11 protein-coding genes are annotated in these 14,918 nt (G+C 25.1%); all 11 read right to left on the reverse strand.

The features are described 5' to 3' along the window. Window positions 1-55: 55 nt before the first annotated feature. The gene (locus PSOL_RS03350) at window positions 56-1,432 is read right to left on the reverse strand and encodes a DUF2963 domain-containing protein (RefSeq protein WP_349401939.1); all 1,377 of its coding nucleotides are present in this window, start codon (window positions 1,430-1,432) and stop codon (window positions 56-58) included. A 440-nt stretch (window positions 1,433-1,872) separates the two neighbouring features. Next, window positions 1,873-2,430, reverse strand: coding sequence for a hypothetical protein (locus PSOL_RS03355; protein ID WP_349401940.1), 558 nt, complete (start codon window positions 2,428-2,430; stop codon window positions 1,873-1,875). Window positions 2,431-2,687: 257 nt separating this feature from the next. After that, window positions 2,688-4,622, reverse strand: coding sequence for a threonine--tRNA ligase (gene thrS / locus PSOL_RS03360; RefSeq protein ID WP_349401941.1), 1,935 nt, complete (start codon window positions 4,620-4,622; stop codon window positions 2,688-2,690). A gap of 85 nt (window positions 4,623-4,707) precedes the next feature. Beyond that, entirely contained in the window at window positions 4,708-5,646 is a 939-nt protein-coding gene (locus tag PSOL_RS03365; RefSeq protein WP_349401942.1) for a DHH family phosphoesterase, read from the reverse strand. 138 nt (window positions 5,647-5,784) lie between these two features. Continuing rightward, window positions 5,785-7,161, reverse strand: coding sequence for a tRNA uridine-5-carboxymethylaminomethyl(34) synthesis GTPase MnmE (mnmE, locus tag PSOL_RS03370; protein ID WP_349401943.1), 1,377 nt, complete (start codon window positions 7,159-7,161; stop codon window positions 5,785-5,787). Between the two features lie 67 nt (window positions 7,162-7,228). Next, on the reverse strand, window positions 7,229-8,185 hold the full coding sequence (locus PSOL_RS03375; RefSeq protein ID WP_349401944.1) for a DHH family phosphoesterase: 957 nt from the start codon (window positions 8,183-8,185) through the stop codon (window positions 7,229-7,231). A gap of 26 nt (window positions 8,186-8,211) precedes the next feature. Beyond that, on the reverse strand, window positions 8,212-9,816 hold the full coding sequence (locus PSOL_RS03380; protein ID WP_349401945.1) for an extracellular solute-binding protein: 1,605 nt from the start codon (window positions 9,814-9,816) through the stop codon (window positions 8,212-8,214). Continuing rightward, window positions 9,800-10,681, reverse strand: coding sequence for a carbohydrate ABC transporter permease (locus PSOL_RS03385; RefSeq protein ID WP_349401946.1), 882 nt, complete (start codon window positions 10,679-10,681; stop codon window positions 9,800-9,802). Before PSOL_RS03385 ends, PSOL_RS03380 begins: the two co-directional genes overlap by 17 nt. Before the next feature lie 21 nt (window positions 10,682-10,702). After that, on the reverse strand, window positions 10,703-11,632 hold the full coding sequence (locus tag PSOL_RS03390; RefSeq protein ID WP_349401947.1) for a carbohydrate ABC transporter permease: 930 nt from the start codon (window positions 11,630-11,632) through the stop codon (window positions 10,703-10,705). After that, the gene (locus PSOL_RS03395) at window positions 11,633-12,739 is read right to left on the reverse strand and encodes an ABC transporter ATP-binding protein (protein WP_349401948.1); all 1,107 of its coding nucleotides are present in this window, start codon (window positions 12,737-12,739) and stop codon (window positions 11,633-11,635) included. It abuts the gene before it with no gap. A gap of 98 nt (window positions 12,740-12,837) precedes the next feature. Then, window positions 12,838-14,226 (reverse strand): asparagine--tRNA ligase, encoded by a 1,389-nt coding sequence (gene asnS / locus PSOL_RS03400; RefSeq protein ID WP_349401949.1) that lies wholly within the window; start codon window positions 14,224-14,226, stop codon window positions 12,838-12,840. Between the last annotated feature and the right edge of the window lie 692 nt (window positions 14,227-14,918).

The following is a 14,918-nucleotide window of genomic DNA, read 5'->3' on the forward strand; positions in this document are numbered from 1 at the left end:
AAATTTGCCTTTCTGTTTAATTATTTGTTACAAAAAACATGTGTAATGTCATCAATTATTTTCTTTTAGTTCTTCTATTTTTTTTCATATAATAATAGGAACCACCACTTCCAGCACTCAAAACAACAACAATTCCTAAAAGTAACCATAACCATGCAAATGATTCTTTTTTTGGTTCTGTTGTTGGTGTTCTTGTTGATGGGGAATTTTTGCTTGTGGAATTACTTATTGCTGTATCTTGTGTTACTGAGGATGTAAAACTTTGATTATCTGTATTTGTTGTATTGATTTCTGATGAAGTTGTTTGTGAAGATTGAGTCAAGATATAGGGGACTTCAATAACTCCACTATAATTTGAATCTGAAACAATTACAAAGTTTTCATTTTCTGGAAATTCTACTTTTAATGTGGTATTTTCTTGTAATTGAGGATTATTACATTTAATGGCTGCTAAAGCTTCATCATTATTTTTATTATTGATTGTAATTGTTATTTTATTGATTAATAAATTATTTATTGATAAAGTATTTTGTTGCTCTACGACAGGTTTGGGCAAAACAACATAATCATTTGGTAGACCTGTTTTAGGATCGAATGTGAAGATCTGATCAATTGTTTTGCCGTCGGTTTTGAATGTGGTTTGTTTGGTTAGATTTCCTGTTTGTGGGTCGTATTCATTAGTAAATTCAACTTTGTTTTCATCATTTTGGAACTTAGTGTGTTTAATTTTTTTGCCATTTTGAGGATTAATTTTTATAATAATTAAAGGATTTACACCATCGGGTTTATATTTAGTTGCCTTGCAATTATTTGTTTGAGGGTCGAATTCTTGGATGTATTCAATTGTTTTGCCGTTGTCGTCATTATAGTAGGTTTCTTTGATAAGTTCCTCTGTTTCAGGATCGAATTCTTGGATGTATGCAATTGTTGTGCCGTCGGATTGGAATTTAGTTGCTTTGATAAGTTTCTTTGTTTCAGGATCGAATTCTTGGATGTATGCAATTGTTTTGCCGTCGGATTGGAAAAAAGTTTCTTTGATTTTATTGTTATCATTATTATAACCAATATCATAAGTTTGGTCTATATTATAATTGATATCCCCATTATCATCAAAACATCTTGAAGTTAATTGTTTCCCTTGGTTGTTGTAAATTTTAGGTTGCTTATTTAAAAAATTACAACGTTGTTGTAAACTTTCAGAAGTATTTGTAAATTCATTTTCTTGAGGTATTCCTTGGGTTATTTTACCAATTTCTTGAGTATGCTCTTCATCACTATAAAATTGTAATTCTGGATTTTTAAATAAAGCATCTACTGGTTTTTGTTGGCCTGAATCTTCGGAACTCGCAAACACTATATTTACATTTAAAAATAAACAAAATATAAAAATAAAATTAATTATTAAAAAAGAATGTTTTTTTATTAAATTCATTTGCAATCATTAAACCTTTCATTTTAATGCATAAAATTTAAATATAACAATTATTATTTTTGAACCTTTTTTCTTTTATAATTTTAATAAACTATAGCAATAGCAATTTTCAAAAACACAACTACTATTAATTATAATTATACACCAAAAAAAAAAAAAAACAAGTTTAACACTCAGAAAAATTAATTTACTAAGATTTTAACTTGGTTTTTTTACTAATTTTTCATTTTTTTAAAAATTGTTTTTTTATTTTTTTTAACTATAAAAATTTGCCTTCATAAGAATTGTACTTTTTAAAGTTAAAAACTTTATCAAAAAAAATTAGCTAAAATAAAAAAATGTTTTTACAAAAGCAAAAAAAGACCCACTTCTAAAGTGGGTCTTTTACTAATAAAAACAATAAATAAATTTTTATTAGTTTATCATTTGGTTTGCATTTCTTATATGATTTGTTTTTGTTTTTGAATTTTATCAATAATATTTCGATTAGTAACGTTTAAATCAATCTTACCGAAAGAAGTGTTTATGATATCTTCTAATGATAAATTTTTTTCTTTCAATAAAAAAATAAGAGCGTGAAAAAAACAATAACCATCTCCTCTAGTGTCTTTAGGTGTTTGGATAAAAAAATGAAAATTGTTATTTTTCATCCTTAAATCAATAGGGTTATCATCGCAAGAAAAAGAAGATAACAAATGTTTATCATTGATTATTAAATTGAGTTTATGTTTTAATTGTTGTCCTAAAAAATCAAGAGTTCCTTGAATTAAAGAAGTGCTTGCAGTTTGCAAAGAACAATTTAAAACATTGTTTTCAAAAACATCTTTATCTCCTTGTAAAATAAGTAAATAATGTTGTTTAAATCGATCATCTTCTAATCCGTTTACAAATTGATTTAAACCTAAATATGCTAATTTATGGGTTAATTGATCTGATATTTTATTCAAACAAGTTACAGGTTTTTTAATTTTTTGATTTTTATTAACTATTTTTAACAAAAGGTTGACAAAACAAAAAAGAAACAAAATAAAACAAATAAATATTATAATACTTTTTTTAATTATTTTTTTCATTGTTAATTTTTAATATAACTTACTTATTTTTTCTTAATGTTAAGAAAGTTATAATTTTTTAGTTAAGAAAAAAATATTTTTTTAATACGCCTTTAAATTTTCTAATATAAGATAATTATAACACAATAGTATTAATCAACAACATAAAACAAAAGAAGAAACTAAATAATTTAGTTTTTTTGTTAAAATGATGTTTTTTTAGTAATTTGTTCATTTAAACAAATAATAAAATCTTCGATATTTATTTCAGTTTGAGTTGTTTTACCATATTTTCTAAAAGTAAGCACATTTTTAGTAATTTCGTTATCACCAATAACTACTTGATAAGGGATTTTTAATTTTTGAGCTTCTCGAATTTTATAACCTAAAGTTGTTTCTTTTGAATTAATTTCTATCCTAAAACCTTTAGATAATAAAATATCTTTTATTTTTTGAGTATATTCTAAATGCAAAGAAGAAGAGGAAACAGGAATTAAAAGTATTTGCAAAGGAGCAAGCCACAAAGGAAAAATACCTTTATTTTCTTCGATTAAATGAGATAAAAAGCGTTCCAAAGTCGAAACAACAGCACGATGAATCACAACTGGACGACAATGTTTATTATTAGCATCAATAAAAGTTAAATCAAATTTTTGCGGTAATAAAAAATCTAATTGAATGGTTGATAAAGTTTCTTCATTACCTAAAGCAGTAAACACTTGAACATCTATTTTAGGGCCATAAAAAGCAGCTTCGCCGATTGCTTCTTTAAAAGGTAAATTAAGTTCTTCAATTGTATTTTTTAAAATTTTTTCTGCATGTTGCCACATATGATCATCTGGAAAATATTTTTCTTTATCTTGAGGATCGCGATAACTTAAACGAAACTCATATTTTTTAATTTTAAAATCATGATAAACTTCTAAAATTAAATTAATTATTTTTTTTATTTCTTCTTTAATTTGATCGGTTCTTGCAAAAATATGAGCATCATTAAGAGTCATTTCTCTTACTCTTTGCAAACCTGCAACAGCACCTGACTTTTCAAAACGATGCATCATCCCTAATTCAGCGATTCTTAATGGTAATTCTTTATAACTACGAGGGGTTTTTTTATAAATCATCATATGATGTGGACAATTCATCGGTCTTAAAACCAATTGTTCCCCGCTTGCTAATTGCATCACAGGAAACATGTTTTGTGAATAATGTTCTAAATGACCGGAAATACGATAAAGTTCTGTATTAGCCATAATTGGAGTATAGACATGATGATATTGATGCATTACTTCTTTATCAACAATATACCTTTCAACAATACGTCTCAAAGTAGCTCCTTTAGGTAACCAAAAAGGTAAACCTACACCTACTTCTTTAGAAAACATAAATAATTCTAATTCTTTATTAAGTTTTTTATGATCGCGTTCTTTTCTTTCTTTTAACAACTGCAAATAATTAATTAAGCCTTCTTTTTTAAAAAAAGAAGTGCCATAAATACGTGTTAAGGTTTTATTTTTTGCATTTCCTTGAAAATATGATCCAGATATTTTTAAAAGTTTAAAATATTTCATTAGGGAGGTTTTTAAAAGGTGTCCGCCATGGCAAAGATCAATAAATTCCCCTTGTTGACAAATAGTAATGACTTCTTCTTTGTGTTTTTCTAATAAAATCAATTTGTAAGGGTTATTTGCAAAAAGCTGTTTCGCTTTATCATACGTTACTTTTTCCATTGTGATTAAGTGATTTTCTAAAGCAATTTCGTGCATTTTTTTTTCAATTATTATCAAATCTTTTTCTGTAACAGAATGACTTTGAAAATCAATATCATAATAAAATCCTTCTCTAATAGCAGGACCAATTGTTAAAAGAACTTGAGGATAAAGTCTTTGAATTGCGTGAGCCATCAGATGGGTTGTACTATGGTTTAAAACATCTAATGATTTCGGATTTTCTTCGGTCAAAATTTCTAATGTTCCATCCTGCATTAAAGAATAATTAAGTTCAACTAGTTTTTGATTAAAAAGAGCTGCAACTGGTTTTTTAAAAGTAGTTTTTAACAAAGTTTTCCAAATTTCCAAAGGAGTTACTTTCGCAGGAAATGAATGTATTTGATTATTTAAAAGATTAATTTTAATCATAAAATAACCCTTTCTTTGAATTTATTGCTATTTAGATGATTTTTTATACCCAAAAAATATTATAAATTATTTTATACATAGATAATTAAAGTTTTTGCAAATAAACAAATATGTCTTTTTCTAAAGATTTAATAAATGGGGTAATTTCTCGATAAGAAGGCAAAAACAAACTACATGCACGAAGGTGTCCTTTAAAACCATATTTTTTAACAACATTATAAATTTCAGGTCCATTAGAACAAAGACGAACTTTAATTTCTTGATTAGGCATTTCTAAAAAAAGAATATAAAAATAGTAATTTTCTAAATGGGACAACAAATGAACAGCTGAAAAAGCCTCTTCTAAAGTTAAACCAAATTTTTGAATAATCTTTTGAGAAACATGCACATAAACAAAATTTTTTGCAACAACAATATTTTGATAGACATAGCCTTTATATTGTAAAACATTTATTTTGGATTTTTTAATTTTTTTTTCAACCCAAGTAATATCGATGCCATACTTTAATAATTCCGATGCAATTCGAAAAGTATGACTACTAACTCGATGAAAACTAAAATTAAAACTATCAGTTAATATTCCTGCATAAATAGCTAAAGCGCCTGGATAAGTTAATTTTAAATTTAATTTTTCTTTAAGAAGATAAATCATTTCTGAACAAGAACAAAAAGAATCATCAACCCATTCATAATGACCATACTTTTCTATTAAAATATGATGGTCGATTCGAATAATAAATTTACCTAATTTAAATCTTTGATCACTAATGCTTTTTAGTTCACCAGAATCAACTACAAAAACTAAAGCATTCTCATAAAGATTATCAGTTATTTCATCCATTGATCCTAAAAAAGATAAATTAAAGTGTCTTTCTCCTACTGTATAAATTTTTTTTTCAGGAAAAGTAGTTTGCAACATATTTTTTAAACCAAATTGAGATCCATAAGAATCAGCATCTGAATTAATATGTCCATGAATAATAATAGTATCAAAAGCATTAATTTTTTCTTGAATTAATTTCATCTTTTTTCTCTCTTTAATTTTAAAAATTATATTTAATATATTTAATACAAAAAAATAGCTAAAAAATTATATACCATCAATAAAAATAAGATAAAATAGTTATAAAAAAATTAAAAAAACAGGAAGGGTTTAATGTTTTTATTTTCCTAAACAAAATCTAGCAAATAACTCCTTAATTAAATTATTTTCTTGGTTATCACCGATAATTTCTCCTAAAGCTTGATAAGCTTTTGTTAGATCAATTGAATAAATATCAATTGGCATCGATTGCGCAATAGCGTTTTGTAGTTCCTTTAAAGCTTGATGTGCTATTTGAATTTGATTAATGTGCCTAACATTAGAAAAATAATTAAAATCTTTTGGTTGAATAAGCTCTAATTGAAATTTTTGTAAAATAGCTTTTTGTAATGTCAACAAACCGGTTTTTTTTAAACTTGAAACCGAAATGAAATCTTTTAAAAACACAGTTGAAAACATTTTTTGAGATTTAAATTGATCACTATTTAAATCTGCTTTATTGCCTACAATAATGCGAGTTTTTAAATTAGTTAATTGCAATAATTGTTGATCTTCATCTTGTAAAGTATTGCTTTGATCCAAAACTAATAAAATTAATTCTGCTTGTAACAAAAGTTTTTTAGTTCTTGAAATACCTATTTTTTCGATGGGATTTTTTGTTTGATGTATCCCTGCAGTATCAATTAAATGAAGAGTAATCCCTTGACAATTAAAATAAGCATCAACAAAATCTCTTGTAGTTCCTGCGATATCAGAAACAATCGCTTTTGGTTCATTTAACAAAGCATTTAATAAACTTGATTTGCCCACATTAGGACGTCCAATAATTAAAGTTTTAATGCCATCTTTAAGATATCTACTTTTTTGAGAATGGGATAAAATATCTTCTAATTGTTCCATCAAACTAGTCACTTGAGGAACAATAATGTTTTGTGTTATTAACAAAGTATCATCATATTCAGGATAATCAATATTAACTTCAATTTGAGCAATAAGATGCAAAATTTTTTCTCGCAAGTCAATGACTAATTGAGAAGTTTGTTTATGCAATCCCAGATTAGCTATTTTAACAGCGTTTTGATTAGTGGCGTAAATTAAATCCATAATAGAATCAGCTTGCACTAAATCAATTTTGCCATTAAGATAAGCTCTTTGACTAAATTCACCAGGATGAGCCAATCTAATATCTAAAGTTAAAATTCGTTCTAACACCATTTGAGTAATTAAAATGCCACCATGAGTGCTAATTTCAATCACATTTTCACCGGTAAAAGATTGAGGAGCTTTAAAAACCGAAACTAAAACTTCATCTAAAACTGTTTTGTCTTGGTTTAAAATAAAACCATGATAAATGGTGTGAGTTAAAGCTTCTAACAAATTTTTACCTCGAAAAATTTTATTAATTTCTGTAATCGCTTGAGTGCCGCTGACTCTAATTACACTAATCCCCCCTGTTGCTAGGGGGGTTGAGATAGCAGCAATAGTATTGAAAAGCATTTTTTTCTAATGTTTAACCTTTCTTACGCTTAATTATTTCAATCAAAAACTTAAAAACTTTTTTATTTTAATAAAAATCACTTTTATTTTTGTTTTTTTCAAAAACCATAATAGATTCTTGAATCTTTTCAATAAAAAGTTGTATTTGTTCTTTAGAATTTAAAATAGCACCACAAGCTCTTAGGTGACCACCACCTTGAAATTGTTTAGCAATATGATTAATTTCAGGACCACGAGAACGAACACTAACTTTAAAAGTTTTATCTTCTTTTTCCATAAAAAAAGCCCATACTGGATGACCTTCTAAATGACCTAAAATATTAACTAAACTAGCAGCAATGTCAATATTTAAATGAAATTTTTGCAAGATTTCTTGAGGGACGACAAGATAAACAAAGCCTTTAGAAGTGATAGCGTTTTGAAAAATATAAGCTTTATAATGAAACAAAGTTAAATTTTCTTTATTAAGGTGATAAAAAATTTTAGAAACATCTAAATCAAATGCAAGCAAAGAAGAAGCTATTTTTAAAGTGTGTTGATTAACTCTATCAAAACAAAAATTACCAGTGTCAGTAACAATACCTACATACAACGCCAAAGCCCCTCTATTAGTTAACTTCATCTTAAAATTTTGTTTCAAATCAAAAATCATTTGAGAACAAGAGGAATAACTAGGGTCAACCCATTGATAATCACCATATTGATCAGTTAATAAATGATGGTCAATTCTAATAATTTTTTGAGCTAATTTAAATCTAGTATCACTAATTCTTTTTTCTTGGCCACAATCAACTACAATAGCTAAAACATTTTGAAATAAATCATCTCCAATTTGATCCATCGAACCTACAAAAGATAAATAAGGGTTGTTTTCCCCCACTACATAAACTTTTTTATGAGGAAAAGTAACTTTAATAATATCTTTTAAACCTAACTGAGACCCATAACAATCGCCATCTGGTTTAATATGACCATAAATAACGATGTTATCAAAAATTTTAATTTGTTCATAAATAATTTGCATACTTTTCCTTTCTTTATTTAATTTTTTTAAGCAAGAGCTTTTTTTTGGGCTGTTTCAAACAATGCATTAATTTTATTTGCTAGGTCTTTATCATCTTTATCTAACAAAAAACAATCAACTAATAATTGATTTACAACTAATCTTGCAATATAAGATTTTTGAAAAACAGGAGAAAAGAAATAAATTGGTTCTTTTTGTTCTTCTCTTTGTTTTTCATCTTCTTTTCTTTCTTTGTTTAAAAATAATAAAAATTTTGCTTTTAAAAGAGATTTGAGTTCTTCTTTAGATAAAACATCTAATCTTTCTTTTTCTAATATAATTTTTTTATATTCTTCTATTTCTTTTTTAAATTCATCAGTATTTACATAATCTGGTCTTGTAGGAAATTGACTACTTTCTTGTTTAAATAAAATGCTATTTGCTTTTTTGGAAGTTAAATATTTTAAAAATAACCAAGAAGCAAGAACTTCATCTTTGTTTTGTTTATAAAATAAATTAACATTAGCTCCTTGTTGCAAGGTCTTTTTTTTGTCTTTATCAGATTTAGGAAAAGATGTGACACCCACTTGAAAGTTAGCTTTACTTAAATAATCCACCGCATTAGAAGAATTAATATTCATTAAAATATTTTCTTTAAAAAACAAAGGAATAGTGTGATTTTCACCAGATAATTTACGAGTAATTAAATATTTTTTATCATAAAAATGTGTTTTAAAATATTTAACCATTTCTTTAGCTTCATCATTATCAAAATCAACCCCTAATTGATCGCTTTGGGTCGGGGTATTTGTGTATTGAATATTTTTTTGAGCGGAAGTAACGATAAATAAGTTAGATTCGGATTCATAAGAAATAGGAATTTTTTGAGGATCTAATTGTTTAATAACATAACATAAATTTTCTAATTGTTCCCATGTAATATCATCTCTTAATTTACCTAAAAAATTTTTATCATAATCAAAAAAATAATTTTTAATTTCATCTTTAAGGGAGGAGTTTTTAATTCTTTCTTTTAATTTTTTAAAATAAGTTTGATTATAAAACATTAATTCAATATTTTTGGTGAAAGGCAAAGAATACCATTTTTGCTCTTCTTTTCCTAATTTAATTTGTGATTCTTCTTCATAGCTAGCATAAAATATTTTTTGTTCTTTTTGTTCTTTCAATTGTATTTCTTTATTTTCATGCAAAATAAAATCATCAAGAGGAACTAATTTACCTGATTCATAATAATCAACTAAAAAATCAGGATAAGAAACAATTAAATGAGGTTCGTTGTTAGCTGGTAAAGCAACATTTATGTTTTTAGTAAGAGTACCCCAATTACCTTTAAATTCTTCTTTAACTGTGATATTTGGATATTCTTCATTAAATTTTTGAATAAGTTCTTTTAAAATTTCTGGGTTTTTCCATGATTCTAGATTGTGCCAAAAGACAATAGTAAGTTTTTTTTGTTTAAAGTTTTCCCATTTATTTTTATCTTTATACTTTTTAAGTGTTGTTTTTAATTCTTCGTAATGATTTTTTCTTAAATCATTAACTTTGGTTTTAGGAAATAAAATTATAATGTTTAAAAATAGGAAAGCAAAAAGAAAAAAAACAATAATTTTTAAGTTATCCTTTAATACCACTGTGTAACTTACTTTCTAAAATATATTTCTTACAAAAAATAAATAATAAAACTAAAGGAATCGTAATTAAAACAGTAGCTGCCATTTGTTGATTGATTAAAGCTGGTTTTGTTTCAGAATTAAAAAAATCTCTCATTATTACTGTTAATAATTTACCACCAACAAGTTTAGGCCATAAATAAGCATTCCAAGCGGCCACAGCTCTAAAAATAATAATATTAATTAAATTATCTTTTAAAAGGGGAACTAAAATTTTATATAAAAAATTAAAATCACTACTACCATCAATTTTAGCAGATAAATATAATTCTTTAGGTATTTTTTTGATATTTTGTATTAATAAAAAAATATGAAAAAAATTAATTAAAAAAGGTAATACCATAGCAAAATAAACACCACCAGGCAATTGAGAACCATTGCCAGAATCAACCAAACCCAAACGAGCCACAGTTTGATAATTCGTTAAAAACATACTTTCAGTAGTAATCATAGTAGTAACTAAAAAAAGGCCAAAAACAATTTTTTTAGTTTTAAATTTCAAAATACTTAAAGCAAAAGCAGTAATCACAGAAACAAAAAGTCCTAAAATAGTAGAAAAAAAAACCACTAAAATAGTTATTAAAAAAGAGTGAAAAAAAACACCATTCTTATGTGATAAAACATCTACAAAATGTTTAATTGTAAAATTTTTAGGATACCAACTAACATTTAGACTGTCATTTTGAAAAGAAACATTTAACATCCAATAAAAAGGCAAAGCTAAAATAATCGCAATTAAAAATAAAAAAAAATATTTAACAAAAATGAAAAAAAAACATGGTATTTTTTTTTTCAAAATCAATAAATCTAATTGAAGTTTATTCATTTCATTTATTACCTTAAATATTTATTCTCGATTGATTTTTTTTTTAATAAAAAAGAAATTAAAAAGAGTGAAAAAAATAGAAATCAAAAATAAAATAATAGTAGCGGCCGCTCCTTTGGAATAAGAATCAAGAACAGGATTAGATATTTGATGATAAATATAACCAACAATGGTGTTAACTTTCAATTCGTTAGTGCCATAAATACCAACAACAGATTCATACTCTTTAAAAACTTGAATCATAGTTATAATAATTTGATAAAAAACAATTGGAGAAAGCAAAGGAAGAGTAATTTTTCTAAAAATAGTCATTTTAGAGGCACCATCAACCCTAGCAGCATCAAAATAATTTTTACCAATATTTTGTAAACTAACACTAAAAATTAAAATTTGAAAAGGTAAAGATCTCCAAACAACATAAATAACTAAAACAAACATTTTGCTAAAATAAGAAGCAGCGGGATTAATCCAATCTCGCGAAGAATTAAAAAATTGATTAATTAAACCTTCTGAACTATCTTTAAAAGCAAAAATATTATGATAAAAAAGGACTGCAAAAACCATCCCCATAATAACAGAATTAGCTAAATAAGGAAGAAAAAAAACAGTTTGAAAAAATTTTTTCAAAAAACGATTATAAACATTATTTAAACCTAAAGCTATCATCAAAGAAATAAAAATAGAAAGAGGGACTGCGGTTAAAACCAATAAAAAAGTGTTTAAAAGAGCTTTTAAAAAATCTTGATCAACAAAAATATTTCGATAATTTTTAAAATTAAAATAGTAAGAAAAAACATCAGCAAACTTATTATAACCGGAGTCTAAAGAAATTAAAAATGTTTTATTTAAAGTATAAAAATTAAAAATAATTGCAATAATTAAAGCTGGAAACAAATAATACCAATGTTTATATTTCCAATGGTTTTGAGAAATTTTTTTCAAAAATGACACCTAAAAAATCCTATTTTCTGTTTTTTGATCAAAAAGAAAACATTTTTCTTGTTTGATTTGAAATTTAATTTTTTGCTTAGAAATAAAACCTTGAGGAAAAATAATATTTTTACTTTTTTCATCAAAAGCAAGTCGGAAAGTATTATTGACAGCTTGAGGGTGACGAGCTAATAACATTAAATCTCTACCAACACTTTCTAAAAAAAGAGTTTCAATTTCTAAATTTCCATCCTCTGCAAACCAATATCCTTCAGGTCTAATAGCGACATAAATTTTTTGTTTTAAAGTGTTTAAAGATTTATTATTAGAAAAATCAAATAGCAAAGATTTGCCAATATAAACTTTTCCGCAAATAATTTCACCATCAAAAATAGAAATCAAAGGATTACCTAAAAATTTTGCAACAAATAAATTACAAGGATTAGAATAAACTTCTTGAGGTGCGCCTTTTTGTTGTATTTCTCCTTGTTTCATCAAACAAATTTCATCACTAATTGTCATAGCTTCTTCTTGATCATGGGTAACAAAAACGGCAGTAATAGCTGTTTTTCTTTGAATACGTCGAATCTCTTCACGAGTTTTTAAACGAAGTCCTGCATCTAAATTAGATAAAGGTTCATCCAACAGTAAAACTCGTGGTTTTTTAACCAAAGCGCGAGCGATAGCAACACGTTGTTGTTGCCCACCAGATAATTCATGTGGTTTTTTTTCTAAATGCTCTCCAATGCCAACTAATTTAGCAATTTCTTCGACTTTAATTAAAATTTCTTGTGAAGGTATTTTTAAATTTTCCAGAGGAAAGGCAATATTTTGTTGAACTGTCATATGTGGATATAAAGCATAATTTTGAAACACCAAACCAATCCCTCTTTTTTCTATAGGAACATCGGTTACATCTTTATCTCCAAAAAAAATTTTTCCAGAAGAAATAGAATGAAGTCCTGCAATCATATAAAGAGTAGTTGATTTGCCACAACCAGAAGGCCCTAAAAGACTAATTAATTTCCCTTTAGGAATATCAATATCAATTTTATTAACAGCATAAGTTTTTTTTGAAGTTTTTTTATCAACAAAAATTTTAGAAACTTGCTTTAATTTTATACCCATTTTTTATTCCTTTTGTTTTTTTATATATGTGTTATTTTGATGTTTAAATAATTAATTTTAAAAAAAATTGATAAAAAAACAAAAAAAATTAGCAATGATTAAAAAGTTAAATTATGATAAGTTCTTGGAAAAGCAATTACATCTCTAATGTTATCTAAACCTGTTAAAAAAATCATTAACCTTTCAAAACCTAATCCAAAACCAGAATGAATACAACTACCAAACCGACGTAAATCTAAATACCATTCTAAATCTTTTTGTGGTATTTTCATTTGTTTCATTTTTTCGATTAAAGCTGATAAATTTTCTTCTCTTTGAGAACCACCAATAAGTTCTCCAACACGTGGAACTAAAAGATCCATCGCTGCTACTGTTTTTTGATCAGGGTTATTTTTCATATAAAAAGCTTTAATTTCTTTAGGCCAATCAATTACAAAAACTGGTTTTTTAAAATATTTTTCAGTTAAAAATTTTTCATGTTCTGTTGCTAAATCAGAGCCATAAAAAATTTTATTTTCAAAAACAATGTCACTTTTTTCTAAAATTTCAATAGCTTTTTGATATTTAATTACTAAGAATTCTTTTTCTTGAATAATATCAGTTAATTCCTTAACTAAACCTTTTCTAATTGTTTGATCCAAAAAATCAATATCTTTTTTATTTTCCTCGAGACATTTAGCAATAACATATTGTAACATTTCTTGAGCAATTTTTAAATTTTGTTTTAAATCATAAAAAGCCATTTCTGGCTCTAACATCCAAAATTCAGCAGCATGTCTAGGAGTATTAGATTTTTCAGCTCTAAAAGTAGGTCCAAAAGTATAAACTTTATTTAAAGATAACGCCATTGCTTCAGCTTCTAACTGCCCCGTCACTGTTAAAAAAACTTTTTTACCAAAAAAATCTTTTTTATAATCTAATTGTGATGTTTTTTCTTTAAATGAATTTTCTAAATTAAGAGAAGTAAGTTGAAATAATTCTCCCGCTCCTTCGCCATCGTTAGTAGTAATGATAGGAGTATTAACGTGAAAAAAACCTTTTTTATTAAAAAAACTATGTAGGGCTAAAAAAGCAGCACTTCGAATACGAAAAACCGCCCCAAAAAGCTTTGTACGAATTCTTAGATGAGTAACTGTTCTTAAAAATGATTGAGAATGTTTTTTTGGTTGAATTGGATAAGAAAAATCACTTGAACCCAATAAAATAACATTTTGAGCTAAAATTTCAATTTTTTTTTCTTTATTTTCTATTTCTTTTAAAAAACCTTCAACTTTCAAAGAAGCTCCGATTTGCAAAGTATTTTTTATTTTTTCTAAATCAATATCTTTACAAACAATTTGTAGGTTTTCTAAAAAAGTACCATCATTTAATTCTATAAAAATTAAATTTTTTTGAAAACGACAATTTCTAACCCAACCATCAATAATAAGTCTTTTTTGTAAATAAAAATCTGTTTTTTGAAAAATATTTTTAATAGAAACTTTCATTTAGTTTAATCCTTTATTTAAATTTTTTGATTTTAAATGAAAAAGGAACGAACAAAAAACAATAATCCTTATTTTTGAGTTAAAATTAAATAATATTATTAAAAAATTAAAAATCAAGTTAAATCAAAAAAATAATAAACCTAATATTTTTTAATAAAAAAAATATTAAAAAATGTTAAAAGTATAAAAAATTATTCTTTTAAAAAATAATTACAAGCATATTTTATCATTTTTAAATTAATTTTTTAAAGATATTTTAAAAAAATAAAAAATAAAAATTAATAAAGGGGGGGGTTTTAAAATTAGGAAAAATTAAATTTAATTGTTCTTAAACAGTTCAAAAAAGTTCTTAAATTAAATTTTATAATCTTTTTTATTTTATAAAGACTTAATTTTTAATAAAAAAATAAAAATTTTTTTTGTTCCTTTATATGTTACTTTTTTTTAAAAAAACAACGTTTTTTTAAAGTTAGGAAAGGGTTGTTTTTTTGTTCCTAAAAACAATTATTTTTTATGTTATGATTTTATTGAATAATTAAATTTTTTTTGAAAAAATTAAAAAATTAATTATAATAAAAATTAAAAAAATGTTCTTAAATAAGAAAAAATGTTCTTAAAATGTTCTTAAATTTTAATAAAAATATTAACAAAAACAAGACAATTTTATAATTAAGTAAAAAATATCGTCTCTA

Origin of the sequence: Candidatus Phytoplasma solani (assembly GCF_040126175.1) — a bacterium.
In the GTDB taxonomy this organism is placed as follows: Bacteria; Bacillota_I; Bacilli_A; order Acholeplasmatales; family Acholeplasmataceae; genus Phytoplasma; species Phytoplasma solani_A.

Excerpts from the sequence above, each read along its gene's own strand:
- mnmE (WP_349401943.1), bottom strand. The coding sequence starts at position 7,161 with ATGCTTTTCAATACTATTGCTGCTATCTCAACCCCCCTAGCAACAGGG.
- PSOL_RS03375 (WP_349401944.1), bottom strand. The coding sequence starts at position 8,185 with ATGCAAATTATTTATGAACAAATTAAAATTTTTGATAACATCGTTATT.
- PSOL_RS03365 (WP_349401942.1), bottom strand. The coding sequence starts at position 5,646 with ATGAAATTAATTCAAGAAAAAATTAATGCTTTTGATACTATTATTATT.
- thrS (WP_349401941.1), bottom strand. The coding sequence starts at position 4,622 with ATGATTAAAATTAATCTTTTAAATAATCAAATACATTCATTTCCTGCG.
- PSOL_RS03395 (WP_349401948.1), bottom strand. The coding sequence starts at position 12,739 with ATGGGTATAAAATTAAAGCAAGTTTCTAAAATTTTTGTTGATAAAAAA.
- PSOL_RS03350 (WP_349401939.1), bottom strand. The coding sequence starts at position 1,432 with ATGAATTTAATAAAAAAACATTCTTTTTTAATAATTAATTTTATTTTT.
- asnS (WP_349401949.1), bottom strand. The coding sequence starts at position 14,226 with ATGAAAGTTTCTATTAAAAATATTTTTCAAAAAACAGATTTTTATTTA.
- PSOL_RS03385 (WP_349401946.1), bottom strand. The coding sequence starts at position 10,681 with ATGAATAAACTTCAATTAGATTTATTGATTTTGAAAAAAAAAATACCA.